This window comes from Edaphobacter dinghuensis (genome assembly GCF_014640335.1).
Taxonomy (GTDB): domain Bacteria; phylum Acidobacteriota; class Terriglobia; order Terriglobales; family Acidobacteriaceae; genus Edaphobacter; species Edaphobacter dinghuensis.
Genome location: NZ_BMGT01000004.1, coordinates 307,330 through 328,044 on the forward strand (window position 1 = coordinate 307,330; position 20,715 = coordinate 328,044).

General features: G+C 56.7%; 18 protein-coding genes. 7 read left to right on the forward strand and 11 right to left on the reverse strand.

What is annotated here, in order from left to right; all coding sequences use genetic code 11:
- Positions 1-17: 17 nt before the first annotated feature.
- From cysD to IEW09_RS17555, 3 genes are read left to right on the forward strand one after another with little or no spacing between them, the layout of a single operon-like run.
- Positions 18-950: a sulfate adenylyltransferase subunit CysD gene (cysD, locus tag IEW09_RS17545; RefSeq protein WP_188555555.1), complete on the forward strand. Its 933-nt coding sequence runs from the start codon at positions 18-20 to the stop codon at positions 948-950.
- Positions 951-2,597: a sulfate adenylyltransferase subunit CysN gene (gene cysN, locus IEW09_RS17550; RefSeq protein ID WP_188555556.1), complete on the forward strand. Its 1,647-nt coding sequence runs from the start codon at positions 951-953 to the stop codon at positions 2,595-2,597. It begins immediately after the preceding gene.
- On the forward strand, positions 2,594-3,289 hold the full coding sequence (locus IEW09_RS17555; RefSeq protein ID WP_188555557.1) for a phosphoadenylyl-sulfate reductase: 696 nt from the start codon (positions 2,594-2,596) through the stop codon (positions 3,287-3,289). Before cysN ends, IEW09_RS17555 begins: the two co-directional genes overlap by 4 nt.
- Before the next feature lie 266 nt (positions 3,290-3,555).
- Here IEW09_RS17555 and IEW09_RS17560 read toward each other — a convergent pair whose 3' ends face one another.
- Together IEW09_RS17560 and IEW09_RS17565 are read right to left on the reverse strand one after the other, a co-directional pair.
- Entirely contained in the window at positions 3,556-4,458 is a 903-nt protein-coding gene (locus IEW09_RS17560) for an OmpA family protein (protein ID WP_188555558.1), read from the reverse strand.
- Positions 4,459-4,703: 245 nt separating this feature from the next.
- Positions 4,704-5,276, reverse strand: a complete 573-nt coding sequence (locus tag IEW09_RS17565) for a DUF2393 family protein (RefSeq protein ID WP_188555559.1) — start codon at positions 5,274-5,276, stop codon at positions 4,704-4,706.
- A gap of 171 nt (positions 5,277-5,447) precedes the next feature.
- On the opposite strand from IEW09_RS17565, the gene IEW09_RS17570 reads away from it, so the two are divergent.
- Entirely contained in the window at positions 5,448-5,618 is a 171-nt protein-coding gene (locus IEW09_RS17570; RefSeq protein WP_188555560.1) for a hypothetical protein, read from the forward strand.
- A 77-nt stretch (positions 5,619-5,695) separates the two neighbouring features.
- Here the strand turns inward: IEW09_RS17570 and pelA are convergent, their stop codons facing one another.
- Together pelA and IEW09_RS17580 are read right to left on the reverse strand one after the other, a co-directional pair.
- Complete coding sequence (pelA, locus tag IEW09_RS17575) at positions 5,696-7,006, reverse strand: pectate lyase (RefSeq protein ID WP_188555561.1); 1,311 nt, start codon at positions 7,004-7,006, stop codon at positions 5,696-5,698.
- Positions 7,007-7,065: 59 nt separating this feature from the next.
- Positions 7,066-8,451 carry a CCA tRNA nucleotidyltransferase gene (locus IEW09_RS17580; protein WP_188555562.1) on the reverse strand — a complete coding sequence of 462 codons (1,386 nt, stop codon included), beginning with the start codon at positions 8,449-8,451 and terminating at the stop codon, positions 7,066-7,068.
- Between IEW09_RS17580 and tsaD the strand changes: the two genes are divergently transcribed.
- Both tsaD and cysS read left to right on the forward strand, forming a co-directional pair.
- Positions 8,450-9,667 (forward strand): tRNA (adenosine(37)-N6)-threonylcarbamoyltransferase complex transferase subunit TsaD, encoded by a 1,218-nt coding sequence (gene tsaD / locus IEW09_RS17585; protein WP_229739415.1) that lies wholly within the window; start codon positions 8,450-8,452, stop codon positions 9,665-9,667. The genes IEW09_RS17580 and tsaD overlap by 2 nt on opposite strands.
- A 110-nt stretch (positions 9,668-9,777) precedes the next feature.
- On the forward strand, positions 9,778-11,259 hold the full coding sequence (gene cysS / locus IEW09_RS17590; RefSeq protein ID WP_188555563.1) for a cysteine--tRNA ligase: 1,482 nt from the start codon (positions 9,778-9,780) through the stop codon (positions 11,257-11,259).
- Positions 11,260-11,271: 12 nt separating this feature from the next.
- Here cysS and IEW09_RS17595 read toward each other — a convergent pair whose 3' ends face one another.
- The 5 genes from IEW09_RS17595 to IEW09_RS17615 form a co-directional block, all read right to left on the reverse strand.
- Positions 11,272-11,955, reverse strand: a complete 684-nt coding sequence (locus IEW09_RS17595; RefSeq protein WP_188555564.1) for a MarC family protein — start codon at positions 11,953-11,955, stop codon at positions 11,272-11,274.
- Positions 11,956-12,034: 79 nt separating this feature from the next.
- The gene (locus tag IEW09_RS17600) at positions 12,035-12,997 is read right to left on the reverse strand and encodes an EamA family transporter (protein WP_188555565.1); all 963 of its coding nucleotides are present in this window, start codon (positions 12,995-12,997) and stop codon (positions 12,035-12,037) included.
- Positions 12,998-13,168: 171 nt separating this feature from the next.
- Positions 13,169-13,618 (reverse strand): MerC domain-containing protein, encoded by a 450-nt coding sequence (locus IEW09_RS17605; RefSeq protein ID WP_188555566.1) that lies wholly within the window; start codon positions 13,616-13,618, stop codon positions 13,169-13,171.
- Between the two features lie 139 nt (positions 13,619-13,757).
- On the reverse strand, positions 13,758-16,322 hold the full coding sequence (locus IEW09_RS17610) for a TonB-dependent receptor (RefSeq protein ID WP_229739416.1): 2,565 nt from the start codon (positions 16,320-16,322) through the stop codon (positions 13,758-13,760).
- Between the two features lie 141 nt (positions 16,323-16,463).
- Positions 16,464-16,829: a DUF2946 family protein gene (locus IEW09_RS17615; RefSeq protein WP_188555568.1), complete on the reverse strand. Its 366-nt coding sequence runs from the start codon at positions 16,827-16,829 to the stop codon at positions 16,464-16,466.
- Between the two features lie 146 nt (positions 16,830-16,975).
- Here IEW09_RS17615 and IEW09_RS17620 point away from each other — a divergent pair, with 146 nt between their 5' ends.
- Positions 16,976-18,034, forward strand: coding sequence for a hypothetical protein (locus IEW09_RS17620; protein ID WP_229739417.1), 1,059 nt, complete (start codon positions 16,976-16,978; stop codon positions 18,032-18,034).
- A 327-nt stretch (positions 18,035-18,361) separates the two neighbouring features.
- On the opposite strand, the gene IEW09_RS17625 is transcribed toward IEW09_RS17620, so the two are convergent.
- Both IEW09_RS17625 and moaA read right to left on the reverse strand, forming a co-directional pair.
- On the reverse strand, positions 18,362-19,441 hold the full coding sequence (locus IEW09_RS17625) for a GGDEF domain-containing protein (protein WP_188555569.1): 1,080 nt from the start codon (positions 19,439-19,441) through the stop codon (positions 18,362-18,364).
- Between the two features lie 95 nt (positions 19,442-19,536).
- Positions 19,537-20,559: a GTP 3',8-cyclase MoaA gene (moaA, locus tag IEW09_RS17630; RefSeq protein WP_229739431.1), complete on the reverse strand. Its 1,023-nt coding sequence runs from the start codon at positions 20,557-20,559 to the stop codon at positions 19,537-19,539.
- Positions 20,560-20,715: the final 156 nt, after the last annotated feature.

The following is a 20,715-nucleotide window of genomic DNA, read 5'->3' on the forward strand; positions in this document are numbered from 1 at the left end:
GGAGACATACAACTCTAATGATTGCTACGGATATAGAAGCGGTAAGCCAGCCGGCTCAGTTGAATCATCTGCAGGCGCTCGAGGCAGAGAGCATCGCGATTATGCGAGAGGCGGTGGCGGAGTTTGCCCGTCCGGTCATGCTCTATTCCATCGGCAAAGACTCGTCGGTGATGTTGCGGCTCGCGCAGAAGGCATTCTATCCCGGCAAGATCCCGTTTCCTCTGCTGCACGTCGACACCAGCTACAAGTTTCCCGAGATGATCAAGTTTCGCGACGAGTACGCAAAGGAGATCGGCGCCGATCTAATCGTGCATCGCAACGAAGAGGCGATTGCCGCGGGTGCCAACCCTTACACACTCGGAACGCAGAACTGCTGCGGCCTCTTGAAGACTCGGAGTCTGCTCGACGGCCTCGAAGAGGGTGGTTTCGATGCCGCATTCGGCGGTGCGCGCCGCGATGAGGAGAAGAGCCGGGCCAAGGAGCGTGTCTACAGCTTCCGCGATACGGCAGGGCAGTGGGACCCGAAAAATCAGCGGCCCGAGCTGTGGAGCCTCTATAACTCCCGGCTGCGCAAGGGAGAGAGCATTCGCGTCTTTCCTCTGTCGAACTGGACGGAGTTGGATATCTGGCTCTATCTCTACGCCGAAAAGATTCCGATTGTGCCTCTCTACTTCGCCAAAGAGCGCGAACTGATACGTCGCGGCGGCGCATTGACGCTGTATCGCGAAGGCATGAAGCTGTTGCCGGGCGAGAAGGTCGAGACGATGAAGGTTCGGATGCGCAGCCTGGGGTGCGCTCCCTGTACAGGAGCCATGCCCAGCGAAGCGGACACGCTGCCGAAGATTATTGAAGAGTTGATGACGTTCCGACGAAGCGAACGGGAGAACCGGGCGATTGATCACGACGAAGAAGGCTCGATGGAGACGAAGAAGCGGGAGGGCTACTTCTAAATGGCAACGCATACTGTGATACCCGAGTCGTCTGTACGCTTCGAAGAGTTTTTGGACGCGCATCTTGAGCAGGAGATGCTGCGCTTTACCACCGCAGGCAGCGTGGACGATGGCAAGAGCACACTGATTGGGCGCCTGCTGCACGACACTAAGAGCGTCTATGAGGACCAGCTTGCGGCAGTAGCGAAGAGCCGCGTGAATCGCGCTTCAGGCGGACATGTGGACTTTTCGCTGCTGACCGACGGCCTTAAGGCCGAGCGCGAACAGGGCATCACCATCGACGTGGCTTACCGTTATTTTTCGACGTCGAAGCGCAAGTTCATCATCGCCGATACGCCGGGTCATGAGCAGTACACCCGCAACATGGCGACCGGTGCTTCGACGGCGGATGTCGCCATCGTGTTGATCGACGCCAAGGCTTATCTGAAGCAGGGAAGTCTGTTGCCGCAGTCGCGCCGCCATACCTACATCGCCTCGCTGCTGGGAATTCCGCATGTGGTCGCTGCGGTCAACAAGATGGACCTGGTGGGCTATTCGGAGGAGACCTTCGCGGCGATTCGCGGGGAGTTTCTGGAGCTGGCCCGACGGCTTGGGCTCAAGAGTGTTGAGGCGATCCCGGTGAGCGCGCTCGAGGGTGATAACGTCGTCACTTCCAGCCAGAAGACGCCGTGGTACTCCGGCCCAACGCTGCTCGAGTATCTGGAGACGGTGCCGCTGGGTGCTGGCGAGGTCAATGGTCCGGTACGCTTCCCGGTGCAGCTTGTCTTGCGGCCCGATGCCAACTTTCGCGGCTTTGCCGGTCAGGTAGCACGTGGAACGCTGCGCGCTGGCGAGCGTGTCATTGCACTACCTTCAAGACGCGAGACGACGGTCAAGCGCATCGTGACCTACGATGGCGATTTGGATGCCGCAGCCTATCCGCAGAGCGTGACCGTCGAACTCGAAGATGAGATTGACCTGAGCCGTGGCGAGATGCTGGTTTCGGCCTCGGAGGCCGAGGATGCTCTGCCGCAGATCAGCAGACACTTCCGCGCCATGGTGGTGTGGATGCACGAGGACCCTCTGGTGGTCGGGCGCACCTATGTCGCCAAACACACCACGCGGACGGTACGTGCCACAGTGCGCGCTATCCGTCATCGCGTCGATGTTGGCACGCTGGAGCAGGTCAATGCCAGCCAACTCGAGATGAATGAGATCGCGGAGGTTGAGTTCGAGACCAGCCTGCCGCTCTTCTTTGACTCCTATGCCGACAACCGGGGAACAGGCGCACTGATTCTGATCGATGGCGTGACCAACGCCACAGTTGGCGCGGGGATGATCGTCGCTGCGATGGAGACTTCGGCAGAGACGGCAGCACGTACGGTGTTGGTGTGGGTTCCCGAGCAGAAGCCGCTGGCAGCTCGGGTCGTCGAGGCTTTGCAGCTTCGCGGGGAGCGAGCTGTGCTGGTAGATGATGCTCTGATTCCGGATACAGCCTTGGCAGGCGCTGTGCGCGCGCTGCAACTGACTGGCGTTATTGCGGTTACGGCGCGTTCGTTGGATGTTGATGCGCTGGCTCGCATTGAGGGCTTCGCCGAGGACGGCGTTTTGCTGGGCGAAGGCCGCGATGAGGACGAGATTCTGCGGTTGGCAGGAGTGAGCGAATGAGCGTACTTGAAGCGGGTATCGATTACGAAGCATTGACGGCTGAAGAACTCATGGCACAGGTTCTGCGCGATTCGGCAGGAAAGAATGTCTGCCTCACCAGCAGCTTTCAGACCGAGGACATGGTAGTTCTGCATCTGCTGCGCCAGCATCTCCGCGACGTCCCGGTCATCTTTCTGGAGACGGGGTATCACTTCAAGGAGCTGATCGCCTATCGCGATCGGATGGTCGCGGAGTGGGGACTAAACCTTATCAATGCGATGCCCCTGACCACGCTCGAAGAGCACGAAGCGAAGTACGGTCTGCTACATATCGTCCAGCCGACGCAGTGCTGCCAGATTCGCAAGGTCGAGCCGCTGATGCGCTCGCTGGAGCCATTTGACTGGTGGTTTACTGGACTGAGACGGGAACAGTCGCCCACACGGGCTGGCCTGAAGAAAGTGGAAGACCATAAACTGCCCACTGGCAGGCACTTGAAGAAGGTGAGCGTTCTGGCTGACTGGGCTTGGGACGATGTCACCCGCTATGCAGAAAAACATGGCATTCCAGAGTTGGAGCTTTATGCCCGTGGCTACACCAGCATCGGCTGCGAGCCCTGCACGGCGATTCCCGAAGCAGGCGCAGACGCCCGCAGCGGTCGCTGGGGAGGCAAAAAGCTGGAGTGCGGGATCCATACTTTCTCCGAGAAAAGCTAACGTCGCTCATCTTGTAGCGATGAAGAGGGAGGCCCTGGCCTCCCTCTTTTATTTGCAGTCACACTCCTTAAGTAGATCTTCCAGGTCTTCAAATAGACCTTCCGGTACAGAAATTTATTAAAAAAAACGGCCCCTCGTTAGAGGGGCCAATCTGCCTTGGTTCTCTCTGGTTAGGAGAGGTTTTTGCGAGCGCGATCTTTGTCGCTGACTCGGCAAACTTGCGGGTGGCATGGATAAGTCTTTCCCATGCCACCCTTAGGGGAGGGCTACTGCTCCGGAGGTGCGCTGACACCCGTCGTCGCTGAAGCTGCGGGTGAGTTAGGCACAACGTTGCTTGCTGAGTTGGAGTTCATGGTAGCCAGGCTGTTATGCATCAGAGCGACCTTTACGCCGTTCGAGATGCCGCCATCTTCCGCAGTATTTCTGCCCATACCGGTGCGATAGATGCGATAGACAGGAACCTGATGCTCTTCAACCAGGTAACGGACAACCGAGTCAGCCATCGCCTGCGAAGTCTGCACTCCACCGCGGCTATAGCCCTGTACTTCAACGATATAGCCCTTCTGACCGGCCAGCTTCGTGGCCAGATCGTCGAGGTCGGCCTTACCCTTCGGTCCCAGAGCTGTGCGGCCCTTGGCGAAAGGAATTGAAGCTGAAGTCACTTCTGAGTACTGGTCGAGGTTGCCGACCGTGGTGTTCAGAGCATCTGTCCGGGTGCTGGCCGTATTGGCCAGAGTTTGTGCGGAGTTAGCAGTGCTTGCTGCGCTCTGCGCATGCTCATCGGCGGTGTTCGCAGCGTCCATGGCACGGTGAATGCCAGCCTGTGCCCTGGTGTCTACGTCGCGGATGTCGTTGGCGTTCTTCGCCTGCAACTGATCCAGTTCGTTATCGCGGTCCCGGATCGGGTCGAGCTGCCTCTTTACCCACTTCTTACGGGCAAAGGGGTTCATGTGACCCCAGAAGCCTTCCTTGGATTGCATCTCCAATGGCTTGCCAGTGGCGTAGGTGCTGTTGTCCGACGGGTTCATGTTAGCCGTGCTTGCGCTAGCCGCCGTATTGTCTGTGGAGGTCTGAATGGTTGGCGTATTCGACTGCGCGAGTGCAGCCACGCCCATCGCGCCACCTAAGATGAGAACTGAGAGGCCAAAAGTGCTGCCAGATTTCATCATCGTTTTGCTCCTTATGTACAGTCCTGCGTCTGTTTGGTCAAACGTCGACACTGTGACTAGAGCAAACGCCATGCCAAATCGAAATATCCCCATAAATCATTCAAAATAAATAGATTATTGGAATCGATTGATGACGTGCTATCTGGACAAATTAGAGCCTCTGCAAGCAAAATCTTCCGGTCGGCAGGTAACTATTGCTGACAGCGCACGTCACCGCTAACCGGAAGATTTTGTGTAATCCCGATTTACTTTGTCTCTACACTGACTACCCGTACTTCGGGCATCTCCATATTCCAGTTCTCTGGAATGGATTCGAAGATCAGACGGAAATCGCGTTCGTCGCCCGGCTTCAGCGGCGATGACCCCACGGACTGGGTATCGATATAAGGCTGCCTGGTGCGAATCAAGGTCAGCGGCAGCGTGTCAATCGTCGGCGATGATCCTTCGGCGTTGCCGAAGAGCACCTGTACGGTAATTCCGGTCACCGTTGCGCTGCCTGTATTTTTGATGTGCCCATCCACAAAGGTAGATTTTCCCCCGGAGATGCTCGTCGATTCGCTCATGGCAAGCTGCGAGAGAGGAAGACTGCCCGCATAGGTCGCCAGGGGCTGGATACTATTGGTCGGAGTCGCGCGTCCTTTTCCTCGTCCGGCCATGATCATGCCAACGATTACCAGCACGACCACCAGTGCCGCAACCACCCATGCGACCATCGGTATTCCGCCGCTTGCAGGAGGTTTGGTTCCGAAGATCGCCGGTTCACCCGCGCTGCGCGCCGTATTTGCCGGTGTATTTTCCGTCTGTTTTAGATCGCTCATAAGCCGAGATTTTATACTTTTGCCGGGAAATGTTCCCCTCACAGGAACCAATCCAGTGTCCAAAGTTTGTTCTTCGCATAAATTTCATCAACAAAACGGAACTTATCGGTGCATCATCGCGTTAGAACCAGCATCTACTTCTTCATATAGGAGAAGCATCAGGAGAAGCACATGAACTCCCCCAATGAAATATTGACATTCTCCGCGCCAGTGACTCTGCCAGGACAGCAAGCAACAGATCCTCCTTCTTTAGAGGAATCTGTGCTTCCCGTCCCAACGGAACGCCTGTATCAGGTTGCGGCTCTTGCTGCCGGAATTATTCTGCTTGTAACAGCTTTCTAAAAGCTGAGGCCGCCTTGAAAAACTACAAGGTCGGCGCCATCCTTCTTGTCTGTTCCCCTTCGATAATCTATTGAAAATCAGCGCGTTGCGGTGGAATGGTGCGTGCTCCAGACGACATACGCTTCAAGCGCCTGCTCCGGTCCAGAGCCATACCATGCGTACCCGTTTCGGCGTTCCAACGATAGATCGCTTACGGTGTCGTGAATGGTCTTATCGCGGTCGCCGAAGATAGGCTTCCCGGTGGTGATGCTGTAGTAGCGCGCCCAGAGAGGACCGGCTCCAGCCTGTGGCTCAAGATGACGTCCGCCCGGGGTGTCGCGGCCGCCGATCCAGACCTGACCATGAATAGCAGTAGTTTTGAGCCACGCAATGCCAGCCTGGACCGACGCAACGACGGCGGGGGAGGGATGCGGAAGCTCCATGAGGTAGAGCAGGATGTCTGAGCTCTCTCCCGTAGCAAGGGCTACCGGCTCGAAGTTTCGGGCGGAGACTGGAGCTAAGGTAAGCGTGTCATGCTGCTGCGCCCAGATAGTGCGCTTGCCGTCGACAACGATCTGTGTGGCCAGAATGCACTCGAGCGCGCGATGAGCAGCTTTACCCGACTCGCGGCGAAGGCCAACGGGAACGAATGCATAGTCGCTTCCTCCTTCGGCAACGGCCGTTAGCACCTCCGCCGACTCGGTAACAGCGTTGTCGTTGTAGGTGATGGCGTCATGATAGCCACCCTCGAGTGGCCAGACCTGCGGCCAGCCTCCGTTGGGAAACTGAGCGGCGAGCAGATAATGGATGCCCTTGAGAAAGCTGGCACGGTAAGGATCGCCGTCCTTGCCCGGAGTGGCGGCAGAGACCAGCGCAAGGAAGTGAAGCTCCGTGTTGGTGGCATCGTTGTCCAGCGTTCCGACGTAGTTCCAGTGCGGGTCTTTGGGGGCGTCGAAGTCGTCCGGCCCAAGGTGCTTGGAGAGATTGTCGGTGGTATAGCTCTGTCCGCGCAGACGAGCAGGGCCGCTCATATCGAGGTTTTTGCTCCATCCGCCTGCAGGTGTCTGAAAGCTGACGATCACATCGGCTATGTGCCGCGCCTCCGGCGTTCCATACCAGACAGCATCGCGGTGCAGCGGCATACTGCGTGCGCTGAAGCTCTCCTTCGGCAATGGCGGCTCAGGAGTATCTGGTATGCGTTCAGCCGCAAGCGTAGCGCGGTCGATGCGCATCTGCTGTTGCGAGCGATCGAGATAGGCAGTCCACGCGGCGCGATCTTTCGCTGGAAGTTGGGCGATCCGCTCTGCTGTGATCGACTGCGCCGGTTTGCTGGTGCCGATGACTGCCGCATGCAGCGGAGTAAACACAAGAAGGCTGGCAAGGAGAAAGGGAACGTGCGTTCGATGCATTAGTGGTCTGACCTTTAAGGGTTAGACGACCGATGTTTCTCTTTGGACGCAGAAGGGAATTAGCTCGCCGGCTGCCCGAATTGTTCCTTCACGACGGCTAGCGCCTCCGCGTGTGTAGTGGCATGGCCTTCGAGCTGAGCATCTTCTGCAGCTTCGAGCATTGCCTTGAACTGCGGGCCGGGGCGGTACCCTGCGGCGATGAGATCGCGGCCTGTGACGAGCAGCTTCGGTTGGATATGCTCTGCGGGGGCGGTCTCATATTGCTGTCGAGCGAAGTTGTAGAGCGTAAGATCGCCGTGGCAGGAGGTGCAGTCGAGCCAGTGCAGAGCGAGATGCTCGTCGAAGCGCGGCAGACGGAGAAAGCGCTTCAGCGTCGATTGCCGCATCTGGAGAACGTCGCCGAAGCGCATGTGATTTTTGACCAGAGCGACAACCTGCGCGGTGTCTTCGTTGGAGAAGCGCAGGCGGCCAAGAATCTCTTCGGCGATGCGGACACCGACTTCGACATGACCATTGAAGCGGATGCGGTCGTTTGGGTCGTTGGGATTTGGCGCACGATAGGTCGCTGGCTTGCCGATGTCATGCAGCAACGCTCCCCAGGTTAAGGTCACGGAGGCTTCCGGCTGAAGTTTTTCGAGCAACAGCATAGTGTGCGTCCAGACATCGCCCTCGGGATGAAACTGCGGAGGCTGCTGAACACCGTGCATCCGCGTGGCTTCGGGTAGAACCTGCTGCAACAGGCCGGTGGTGTCGAGCAATTCAAAGGTGCGCCGGGCATGGCCCTCGGTCAGCATCAGCGTCAGCTCATCGCGGATGCGCTCGGTGCTGACCTGGCCAATCTGTGCGGCTGTATTGCGAATTGCAGCCATGGTGCGGGATTCAATTTCGAGGTCGAGACGCGCAGCAAATCGTACAGCCCGCAGCATTCGCAATTTGTCTTCGGCAAATCGCAGCGACGGCTCACCGATAGCACGCAGGATCTTTGCCGCGAGATCTTGGCGTCCTCCTACATAATCGAGAGTCGCCGACGATGCATCGCCGTTCTCTTCGAGGGCGACAGGATCGAGCAACATTCCATTGATGGTGAAGTCGCGTCGTAAAACATCTTCACGGGCGTCGGTCGAGAATCGAACCGCGTCAGGCCTGCGGCCATCGCTGTAGGCCCCGTCGTGACGAAAGGTTGCGACCTCTGTCGTTATGCCATCTTCTGAGCAGACAAGAATGACGCCGAAGTGAGCGCCAACCGCAAGTGTCTTCGGAAACATCTTCTGCACAGCGTCCGGTGTCGCGCTGGTGGCAACGTCAAAGTCTTTCGGGTCAAGACCGAGCAGAAGGTCGCGCACGCATCCGCCTGCGAAGAAAGCCTGATGGCCGGCAGCGCGCAGAGTAAGAACGATGTTGCGAGCTGCGATGTATCCCGGGTTTGCGCTGATGGAGATGGCCATGGCTCTCCCCTATGATAAAGAGATGCGCGATCACAACAGAACGGCCCTGATCCTTGGCATCGAAAGCTCGTGCGATGAGACAGCGGCGGCTGTGGTTCGTGCAGGCAGCGAGGCTCTATCGAATGTAGTGGCTTCGCAGATGTCGCTTCACGCCAACTATGGCGGCGTCGTGCCTGAGCTGGCCTCGCGTGAGCATCTTCGCAACGTCGTTCCAGTGGTGCGCGAGGCGATGGCGCAGGCAGCCGTAAGCTTTGATGATCTAGCCGCCATTGCTGTGACCGAAGGCCCGGGGCTGGCTGGTGCGTTGCTGGTCGGAATTACCTATGCCAAGGCGCTTGCGTTTGGACTGGGTAAGCCGCTGATTGGTGTGAATCACCTTGAAGGCCATATCCACGCTGTCTTAATGGAAACACGTCAGCGCTCCGAAGCCGCCATGGAGTTGCCACTGCTGGCGCTCGTCGTCTCGGGCGGCCACACGCATCTTTATCTGGCGCAGCAGGGCGAGCAGGGAGCGTGGAGCTATCGCAATGTTGGTCGCACCGTGGACGACGCAGCAGGCGAGGCTTACGACAAGGTGGCAAAGCTCCTTGGCCTCGGCTACCCCGGAGGCCCCTGGATCGACGCTCTTGCTCGACGCGGAAATCCCCGCGCAGTCACCTTCAACTTTGCGCAGATCAAGTCTCGGCCACATCGCGAAGGAATCTCGATTCCCAATAAAAAAACGCCTCTATCCACAAGTGGACCCGGTTTTGACTTTTCTTTCAGCGGAATCAAAACCGCCGTGCTTCGCTATATCGAAACGCACGACATGCGGCAGAGCGTCGAAGCACGGCGCAAAGCGATTGCCGCAATGGGCGACGCGAAGCCGGATATCGACGCTGTCGCTGCCCTCTGCGATGCGCAAACGCTCGATCTGATCGCATCGTTTCAATACGCTGTTGTCGGCAATCTTCTTCGCCAGACCTTCGCTGCGGCAGAGTCGTTCGGAGCCCGCGGCATCGTTGTATCGGGTGGTGTGGCGGCAAACAGCGAGCTTCGGCGTCGGCTTCAGGCAGAGGCTGATCGGCGTGGGCTTCCCATTGCCTTTCCGTCGCTGGCGTTATCGACGGACAATGCCGCCATGATCGCGGCTGCGGCGTGGCCGAAGTTTTTAGCCGAAGATTTTGCACCGGAGGACCTCGCCGCGACCCCGCAGCTCCGGCTGGGGCAGTCATAAAGAGTGCGGCTGCCCGAAAATACCCGGCTATCAGATAAAATCGACAGGGATTCCAAGGAGAGCAGTCTGCACCGCGCTACGCGCTCGGCTGCGGCAGGGTAGAGCGTTACGTGGCAACGATAGAACTCTTTAATACTTTGAGCGGAAAAGTTGAAGCACTGGCACCGGTAGGCGCGCCCGCGCTGCGAATGTATTGCTGCGGCCCCACTGTCTACGACTACGGCCATATCGGCAACTTCCGCACCTTTCTGCACGTCGATGTGCTGCGCCGCTTTGTTCGCCAGCAGGGAATCGACACCAAGCACGTCATGAACGTTACTGATGTGGATGACAAGATCATCCGCAACGCTGCCTCGGCAGGCGTTCCCATTGCCGAGTACACGGCCAAGTACGAGCGGGCATTTTTTGAAGACCTCGATGCACTTGGCATTCAGATGTCGGAGCACGTCGCCCACGCTACTAGCTGCATTCCCGACATGGTTGGCCTGATCGAAAAGCTGGCCGCCAAAGATATTGCCTACCAGACGGAGGATGGAAGCTGGTACTTCCGCATCGCCCGTTTTCCGGAGTACGGCAAGCTCTCGAAGAAAGACTTTGAGGGCATCGAAGACGGTGCTCGCGTTGATGTCGACGAGTACGAGAAAGATGCCGCACGCGACTTCGCCTTGTGGAAGGCGGTCAAACCCGGCGAGCAGCATTGGGAGACGCCGCTGGGTTCGGGACGTCCGGGCTGGCATATCGAGTGCTCGGCGATGGCGACGAAGTTTCTGGGAGACTCTTTCGACCTCCACGCCGGCGGCGAAGACCTGATGTTTCCGCACCATGAGAATGAGATCGCGCAGTCGGAATCAGCCAGCGGAAAGACCTTCGCTCGCCACTGGATGCACGTTCGCTTTCTGCTGGTTGAAGGCAAGAAGATGTCGAAGTCGGAGGGCAACTTCTACACACTCCGTGATCTTCTGCTCAAAGGCTATCGTGCCTCAGCGATTCGTTTTCTGTTGATCTCTGTGCCTTATCGGCACCAGATGAACTTTACCTTCGAGAGCCTTGCCGAATCGACCAATGCGATTGAGCGTCTGCGAACGTTCCATCAGCGCATGTTGAAGGGCGGCTTTGCAGACGGTTTGGATGCAGACATCGCCGCGGCGACTGCAAAGGCGGAACAGGGTTACACCGCATCGCTGGCCAACGACCTGAATACGGCCGAGGCACGGGCGGCGATCTTCGATCTCGTACGCACGGCCAACTCTGCTGCCGACGCTGGAACGCTTCGCGCCGGCAATGTCGCCGAGATTCTTCGCGTGCTGGATCTCTTCGATGGCGTATTTGCTGTGCTCGAAGACCGTGACGCAGCTCTCACCCGCGCTGCGCTTGCGTGGGCGGAGTCGGAAGGCCGCCTTGGCGAAGTCGCTCCGGAGCTCCTGAATAACCTGTCACTTAGCGATGCGGAGATCGACGCCCTTGTTGCGGAGCGTACGCAGGCCAAGAAGACCCGCAACTTCGCACGCGCTGATGCTATTCGCAACGATCTTCTCGCCAAGGGCATCCTCATCGAGGACTCAAAAGACGGAGTTCGCTGGAAGCGGAAATAAGAGACGGGCCTGTTATCGATGTTGAAGAACGGTAGCGAGCAACGCGGACGCTCCGTTCCAGGCGATCTGAACGCCGATGCAGAGCAGAAGGAAGGCCACCACCCTCAGGATGCCGTGAGCGGTTGAGGGCGATATCTTGCTTGTGATCTGCGGCGCATAGGCGTAGCACACATAGACGAGAGCGCTTAACACAATCACCGCGAGCAGCAGGCCAACGTGCGCCAGCACATTGTCGCTAATCGTCTTTTTTGAAGCGTGCGCGCTCAGTGTCAGCATCACGACGATACAGCCAGGACCAGCGGTGACGGGGAAGGTGAGCGGATAGAAGGCTCCCTGCTCAAGGCTGTTGCTCTTGGCCTCCTCGTCGCTTTCTACCTCTTCGTGCGCTTCTTCGACCGTAGCTTGTGGGTCCTTTTCGTTTAAAAGAGACCAGCCCATCGCGGCCAGAACAAACCCTCCCGATACCTGCACGATGGGCAGCGAGATGCTGAAAAAGCTGAGCAGTGCAGAGCCAAGCAGCTCAATAATGGCGAAGAAGAGGATTGTGTTAATCGCAATGCGACGCGCAAGCGAGCGATAGATCTTGGGTGAGACAACGCCCACGAGTCCAAGAAAGACCAGCGCTGAGCCGAGCGGGTTGACGACCGGCAACAATGCGCTGAACCCAAAGGCAAAGAATTTCCAAAGCAGAACCATAGCTCTTGCTCCAAACGTAATCCAGCTCTGTAGCTTTTCTTGAACGATAGTCTATAGGGACATGGGCCCAGTGGTGCTCTTACGCCTTGCGTCCGACGGCGATATCTTTGACCTCGGCCGGAAGCGCTCCAGTCTTCAGCTTCGAGCTTGTAACCAGAAAGACTGCCAGCAGGATCGATGCCATCCCGATATATTCCACCATCACGAAGCGTTCATGAATAAAGATTGCCCCAAGAATAACGGCAATGACAGGGTTGACGTAAGCATAGGTTGTGACCTTCGAGACGGCTACATGGTTCAGCAGGTAAATATAGGCCGTATAGCCGGTCAGCGAGCCGAAGATCACAAGGTAGAAGATGGAGGACCATGCCTCCACATCCCAATGCGAGCCGCGATAGCCGCCTGAGGCGAACATGATGCCGGTATTGAAGATGCCCCCGAAGAGCATCTGCCAGCCTGCTGCCGCAAACCCGCTGATTGCCATGGTCGAGCGGCGCGAGATGATGGAACCAGCCGTCCAGCAGAACGCACCGGTAAGAATGATGACTGTCGCAATAATCTGCCGCGAGTCGCCATGGAAGCTGTTACGCAGGCTAGGAGAGACCAGAAACGCCAGGCCCAGAAAGCCGATGATGATTCCGATCCAACCGCGGGAAGGAAGACCTTCGCCATTGGGAAGAAACATCTCGATCAGGGCGGCAAACAGTGGGATTCCCGCCACCAGAAGAGCAGCCAAACCGGTTGAAAGATAGAGCTCCGACCAGAGAACAGCCGAGTTGCCGCAACCCAGCATGAGCACGCCGATGATTGCCAGCAGGCCGAATTCGCGCAGGGTTGGCCACATCCGCACCCTGCGAATGGCGCAGATAGCAAGCAGGATGGAGCCGGAGATCAGGAAGCGGGTGCTGGCTATGACGAATGGCGGTAACTCATTCAATCCATAGCGAATAGCCAGGTAGGTCGAACCCCAGAAAAAGTAAACACAGATAAAAGAGACGAGGATTCGTGTGCTATTGGACGAGCTTTGCGTAGAGGGGAGCACATCTCTATCCTACGACGCGGGCAGCATTGGCCCGCTTATTTTCGTCAGCGGCCATTGAGGTAGTAAAGTGCCGGTTCCTCTTTTCGGAACAAGTCTCTTCTGTGCAAAGGACTGGTCCTGTCCGGCGGAGAAAGGCGTTACATCCTCTCCGCCGGACAAGCGCTGCAGCGATTAGAGGTGCGGTTGTACTTGCTCGACGTCGGTGGTTTGGCAGGTGTTCGGCGCTTCTTTGCAGATTCGGCACTGGTGGCAGAAGCTGCGATTCAGCAGATGCGCTGTAATCAGCAGCATTGAGCCGCCTATGCTAAGGATGAGTTCCGTTGCAAGGTGAAGGGTTTCGCCCTTCCACGCGACGAACAGGATGAGGAACATGCCGGCTGCGATCAGAGCAAGCAGCGGTTTGCGCCGATGCACCCTATAGCCGGGAACGAATCCGGCAAATCCAAAGAGGACGATGCCGATGGCGAGCCAGCGATGAAAGGATGCGTCTCCGGGAAGGTAGGGAATGATGTCTGGAAAAAGGCTGATGACGACAGGAGTGAGCAGGCAATGAACCATGCAAACTGCCGAAGCGGTAGCACCGGCGATGTCTGCATGACGATGCAAGCGAGAGAGGGACACAGATGAAGATGCGATGACAAGCTCCTAAATACGTTCGGTTCAGGTGGAGTAATAACTGGAAAATGGAAGCTCAGAAAAAACACAGCTTGGCGAGACGGCTGACCTGTCCATGGTCCAGCCGTCTCACGAGCCTTGTTTTTTAGAAGTTGAGCGTTACCTGTCCGCTTACCGTTCTTGGCGAAACGAAGTGCGTTCCGCTGAACGTCGAGAGGAAGTTGTACAGCGCATATTTATTGGTCACATTCACCGCAGTCACGCTCAGGTTGGTCTTGAACCGATCGCGGCGCAGAATGTTATCCCATCCGGCAGCCATGTCGAACATCGTGCGCGGAGCGACACGCGGTGGATTGCGGTCATCGTTCTCTGTTCCCGGCTTGGGCAATGACAGCAGAGGCGATGAAAGCTCTCCTGTCGGGCAGCTTGTCAACGGCGCGGTGCGGGTAGCCTGCACATTACCGCAGCGCAGTAGAATCTGCGACTGCTGATCCGCCGTCAGGTATGTCAAATCAGTAGGAGTTACACCATTATCAATCGGTGCATTGCCTGCCACCAGGCCGCTCTCATATCGCCACGTAATTCCATACCAGGGCCCTTGCGGCTTTGGCTGGTACTGCATATGCGTGGATTGCTGAAATGCCTGATCGTGATCGATGCGGAACGGTACGCCAGCAGGCACAGGAGATTGGTTGAACAGAATGCCGCCAACCTCCGGCCCGAAGAAGCGCGACCGCGTATGGCCAAGCACCGAATAGGCCGAGATTCCATGCGTCGTGGGAACTGTGACCTTGATGCCAAAGCCATCGATCTTCGACTTCTGCCACTGGATGGGAAATGCCAGCGGCGTATTCAGTAGAACGTCGAAGTCGTAATCGCGGTCAGTGTACTTCCAGAAGTATTCTCCATTCACGACCAGATGCTTGCCGAAGCCCTGCTCGAACCCTGCATCGTACTGATTGCGTGCCGCGGGCTTCAGTGCAACTGCTGCGCCCGCACCTTCCAAGCCGCCAATACCGGTTGAGCTTGAGACGATCAGGTTCTCGTTATAAGGAGTCAGGAAGAGCTTGCCATAGCCGAGCCGTAGCACAGTGTTCGTAGATTTCACCGTGTAGGTTCCGCCTACCCGCGGCTCAACCATCGATCGGCTGCTCAGGCCGTTGTAGTTATCCGCGCGGCCGCCGAGCAGGAATGTCCAGTTCTTCCAGATGATATTGTCCTGCAGGTAGACCGCTTCCTGCTTGATGTCCGTGTGACCGTTGAAGTGATACAGCGATCCGCCGCGCGTCAGGTCATAGGGCCCTGTGCCCGAGTTGTAGTTTGGGTTCGTCGTGTCCCCAACCGGGCAGTTGTTCGGATCGTTTGCATCTGGATTTGTATCTGGAGCACCACTTGCGTTCAGGCACGGCGCATTGAACGTTGGGTCAGTAATGCCGAGAGAGAAGCCTTCGTTCAGGAACGTATGGTAGAACATCGCTCCCACTTTGAAGCTGTGGATTCCATGCGAGTAGCTGTAATCCACCTTCAGGCCGGCGTTCTGTAGCCGTCGCGATTGCGCCAGCGTCGCTGGTGTATCGCTGAAGGGGTCCTTGCTCGGGTAGTAGTGAAAGTTATCCTGCCGCAGATAAGGATTGACCGCGATCAGGCTATTGGTACTGATGATGTGTGTCCACGAGGGCGCGACGTTGTAGCTGAAGATCTCTCCTCGCTGGTCTTGTCCGAGTGCCTGCTGATCATACTGGTTCGGGTTCTGGAACCAGCTTCGCGAGGCACTCAGGTTTAGTTGCAGAGAGTCTGCCTGTGTGGGGTGATAGTCGATGCGGTCGAAGAAGTTCTCATTGTTGCCATGCGCGTGCAGCGGCTGATGTTCCGGTGTGTCGAGATACCGTCCGCTGTCCACTGCGTCGAAGCTGCTGAAGTTTCCCATCCGCTGATTTCCGAATCCCAGCGCCGCGCTTCCGTTCGATGTTCCGAACGAGCCATAGTTCAGGGAGAGCGAACCGGTCGGGTGCGGCAGTCCAAGTCCAGAGCGCGTTGTTGTTTGCACTACCAGCGATGCCTTGTCGCCATATTCAGGCGGTGCAATTCCATCGATCACGTTGATCGACTGAATCGCATTGAGCGAAAGCTGGTTGCCAAAGACGCGGCTCTGCTGGTCGCTCACCGGCTGGCCATCAATCGAGTAGGTTGTGTCCGCATGCTCGCCCATGGGATGAAACAAGCCGTTCGAGTCTGAAGCGATCCCTGGCGTGCTCAACGTAACCAACGAGCTCAGCGGAGCGCTTGTGCTCTCGGTTGGCAGCTTCGTAAACAAGGAGCGATCTACCGCGGTTGCTGACGTTGGATCGTTGTTCACCATGTCCGACGCATCTGCCTCCACGGTGACACTCTGCGAGCTGGAGGCAACTGCCAGTTGAAAGTTAACGGTTGTATTCGATGCAGACCGCAGTATCGCGTCTTTCGTCGTTGGTTGAAAGCCTCCAACAACGACAGACATGTGATAGCGGTTGAAGGGAAGGTTGTCGAAGTGATACTGTCCGCTCGCATCGGTGTGGGTCGTCTGCTTGTATCCGCTGAGGGGGTTCTGAACGGTAACGACTGCGCTGGATATCACCGCGCCTGTGGTGTCGGTTACTGTTCCTGTGATATTGCCGCTCGTTCCCTGTGCGAATGCTCCGGCGACCAGCAGAAAGAGGGAAAAAGCTATCAAAGAAAGTCGAAATGGAATGCTTCTGTGCATAATAGGCCGATTCCTGATGCCTCGTAGGCATCATTTTAAAAAGCGCGATGACGCGCGAGCGCGTGTTTTGCGGACAGAAGATTTAAATGAAGGAAACTTTTCTGTCGCTGCCTAGACGAACAAGGGATTGCTGTGGCCGGCAGGGGGACCACGGCTCGCCATCTCGAAACGCCAGTTAAAGGACCGCAGCGTATCGGAGGCAACCGCGCTCAGGGGTTCGATCTCCAGGGTCGGTGCCGGAGCCAGATGCAGAGTGGCCGGCAGCGCAGAGTGCATCGCCATGCAGACCGGGCAATGGTCTTCCTGTGGTGCCTGGTTATGATGCGAACTTTGCTTGAGCGAAGAGGTCTCGGCATGAGTGTGGCAGGCTTGCGCTGCACTCATGAACGTGATCATCAGGATGCAAAGCGCGGCGATCATCCGCATCCATACCACTGGCTGCCGGGTGTTCTTTCCGCGTTGGAGATAGCTTTGCATCGATATTCGCGCTTTTATCTGTTTAGCACATCTCGGGTTGCAGGCCAAACAGCGGCAGCAATCCCCGCGCCCTCGGACGCGTCTAAAGCGGTGGTACTACACTGTCGAAACTGACCTTTATGACTAAGACGCAACGACTGTCCGTAATGTCTACTTTCGCGTGGATTTTTCTCGTCGTGGGCTTGGCAGTCTTCGCCGTACGGCCCGGAAATGCAGTCCCGACTTCGCAGAAGACCCTGCCCGCGACGGACTCCGCCACCACGCCTCACCGCACCCGTCTTTATCTCAAAGACGGCAGCTACCAAATTGTGATGAGCTACCGCATCTCCGGCAAACTCGTTCATTACATTAGCGCGGAGCGGGATGGCGCAGAAGAAGAGGTTCCTCTGTCTCTCGTGGATCTCGATGCCACACACCGCTGGGAGAAGGAGCATTCTCCCGATCAGGCAAGCGATACTTCCGCCAGCCCTGAACCTCCTGCTATCGACCCTGAGTTGCTCAAAGAAGAGGCCGATCGCGCTTCTCTCACGCCTGAGGTTGCTAAAGATCTTCGTCTTCCTGAGCAGGACAGTGTTCTCGTCCTCGATACCTTTCATGGCGCTCCGGAACTCGTTCCGCTCTCGCAGAACGATAGTGACCTCAACCGCAACACTGGCCATAACATCCTCCGGGCTGTCATTAACCCCCTCTCCAGCCCCCATCAGGTGGCGCAACTCAAGGGAGAGCGGAGTGATGTGCAACTCCATGTAGCTTCACCGGTCTTTTACATCCGCGTCGGCGACGACACCGTTCCGCCCACGGGCGGGACACCTCTTACGGTCGATACTCATGGTGCTTCCAATGCCATAAAGACCGATCCTGCAAGTAGCTCGGCCAGCGATCAATACGTCATCACTCGAGCGGACGTTCGCACCGGCGTCCGCGACATCGCGAGCTTTCGGATTGGACTGCTCGGTACTGGCCAGTCGCAGGAAGATATCGTCGAAACCACCTCTGAGGTTCTTCCCGGCGGTCACTGGATGAAGCTAACGCCGAAACAGCCGCTCGATTTTGGCGAGTATGCGCTGATGGAGGTCATCTCGGACAAGGTGGTGAATCTCAGTGTCTGGGACTTTGGTGTTCACCCTGTTGCTCCGGAGAACCGCGACATTATCAAGCCTGAGCCTAAACGCCCGCTCACTCTCGAACGCCGCCGCCCCGAGTAAAGGGCCGCTGAAGTTGGATCGTTGTCCTGGCCCTCCCCCGGGGGTATTTTGTTTACAAAATCTATCGATTCAACAGCTTATGCTGGTAATTGCTCGCAAAAAATTGATTTAACATGGTTTTCGGGTAAATATTCATTTTAAAAAAAGTTAAGCCCAGCGATGCCGCTGGGCTTTTTGTTGATTTCGATGCTGTTTCTAGTTTAGCGAATTGGGCCTAACTGTTTTGCAGCTTTTCGCAATTTATTTTCAACGCGATAAGTTGTTTATTTCTATCAGCTTGCCGGATTTTTCGAGATGCTTTTCAATGGCCTTGGGGCTTGACAGGAACTAGCGCTCGTCGCGCACGCCGGCGAGCGCAACACGCTCCATCAACAAGCCCTTGCCCATCACAGCGATGTTGTTGCGGGTCGACTTAGCTTCGTACATCATCGTGTCGGCTGCCCGCAGAATTGTAGGCACTGTGTTGCCGTCTTCGGGATAGGTAGCGAGCCCGAAGCTGCCTGTAAGGCGCAATGAAAGGCCGGCACCCTCAAGAAAACGCGAAGAGAGCAGATCCTGATAGATGGTCATCGTGGCTGCTGTCGCTGCAGTCTTCGTCAATCCTGGAAACAACACTACAAACTCGTCTCCGCCATAGCGGAAGGCGGCGTTGTCCGGCCCGATGGAGCGCTTCAGCAGGCCTCCGGCTTCAGCCAGAAGACGACTTCCTACGAGATGGCCATGGGTATCGTTGATGGACTTGAAACGATCAAGGTCCATGAACATCAAGCTGAATACCTTTCCGATTGCCACCTGCTCGTCGAGCATGGTGTAGAGATGCCGCGCATTGAACAGGCCGGTAACGTCATCAGTAATGGTGAGTTCCTGAATCAAAGTCACCGACTTCGCATTCTGAATTGCGATCGCAGCATAGTCGCACAGAATGCGCAGAAATGAGATCGAATACTCCGACATCAGATCGAGCTTGCTGTTCAACAACTGGATAACGCCGAGCGTCTTGTCGGCTGCGCGAACAGGGATGCAGGCGATGGACTGGATTCCCAATTCGGGATGGGCTGCGGCAAACTTTGACCATTGAGGATCGAGAACAACGTCCGGCACGATCAGTGGATTGCCGGTTGCGGCTACCCATCCTGCGACGCCCTCACCCATCGGCACGCGCAGCCCCTTCAGACTTGCGGCATCCTGGCCTACCGCGATGGCGTAATACAACTCGTTCGATGTTTCGTCGACCATCATCATCGACCATCGCTCCGGCCCGAAGAACTGGGCCATCTTTTCCATGATGGCTCCCAGGATCTCTTCAAGCTCCAGGCTGGTCGTCAGCGAACGAGCGACATCATGGAACACCCGAAGGTGGTCGAGCTGTCGGCTTTCGATCACTTCAAACTTCCGCTTGTCTCTCACTCACTGCACCTCAAGAGAGCACACCATTTTCCAGAAGTAAATCTGTCAGCAAAATATTAATAAGGCTTGAGCACTTCATCGTATAGAGAATTCCGTCATCCGCCAATGTGAACCATATTCCTTGAAGGTTTCTCAAAACCGGGTTCGCCAATATGATGACGTTCTTCTTTTCGCATCACTACTTTGCGGATATACGCATCGAGTTCTTCATCGGTTCCACCTCGTAACATTTCTCCGTAAAGATCATGATCGCTCTGCGAAAAGAGACAGGTTCGTATCTTGCCGTCCGACGTAAGCCGAACTCTGCTACAGTGCCCGCAGAAGGGGCGGGACACTGGCGCGATGATTCCAATCTCGCCCAGTCCATCGTCGAACGTAAATCGCTTTGCAGTCTCACTTGCGGCATTCGGTGCAAGCTCTACCAGCGGACGGTATGCATTCAGGCGCCCTACTACCTCATTCATGGGAACTACCGTCTCCGGCTTCCAGGTACGGTCTTCCTCAAGCGGCATGAACTCGATAAACCGCACGATGACGTCTTCCCGGCGCGAGAACTCTGCGAACTGCTCGATCTGGTTGTCGTTGAAGCCGCGCAGCAGAACACAGTTAACCTTTATGGGAGCCAGTCCGACGACCTTCGCCTGTCGTATCCCAGCCATCACGCGGTCGAAGCTGCGAGGAACACGTGTAATGGCAGCAAACGTCTCAGAATCCACGGCATCCATGCTGACTGTAATTCGATTGAGTCCGGCATCCTTCAAAGGCCTAGCCAGCCCTTCCAGCAGGTGTCCATTTGTGGTCAGTGCGATATCGAGGGGATGGGAGCTATCTTTATGCGCCCCGTCCGATAGATAAGGAGTCCGCATCTTTGCCAGTTCGCTGACCATCTCCACGAGGCCATGTCGCAGCAGCGGCTCGCCACCGGTCAGTCGAATTTTCTCTATCCCCAGGGCGACAAACCGACGTACCATGCGCAGGTAATCCTCGATGGCAAGTTCGGAGTATTGAGCGCCTTCGTTCCCGGTGCGGCAATAGACGCATTTGTAGTTACATCTGTCGGTTACCGAGACACGAAGATCGGTGATGGCGCGGCCAAATTTGTCCCGTAGTCTGCCCATAACCTGCTGAGCGGCCTTGTCCCGGTCTTCTCCAGTCCGCTCCAAAACTGAGGTAGCGGCATCGCTAATCGTTCTATAGGACATGTCAGCCATCGACTTCGTTGCAACATCGGTTAGATGCATTCACTTGGGGAGGGAAGCAGACAACCAGATATT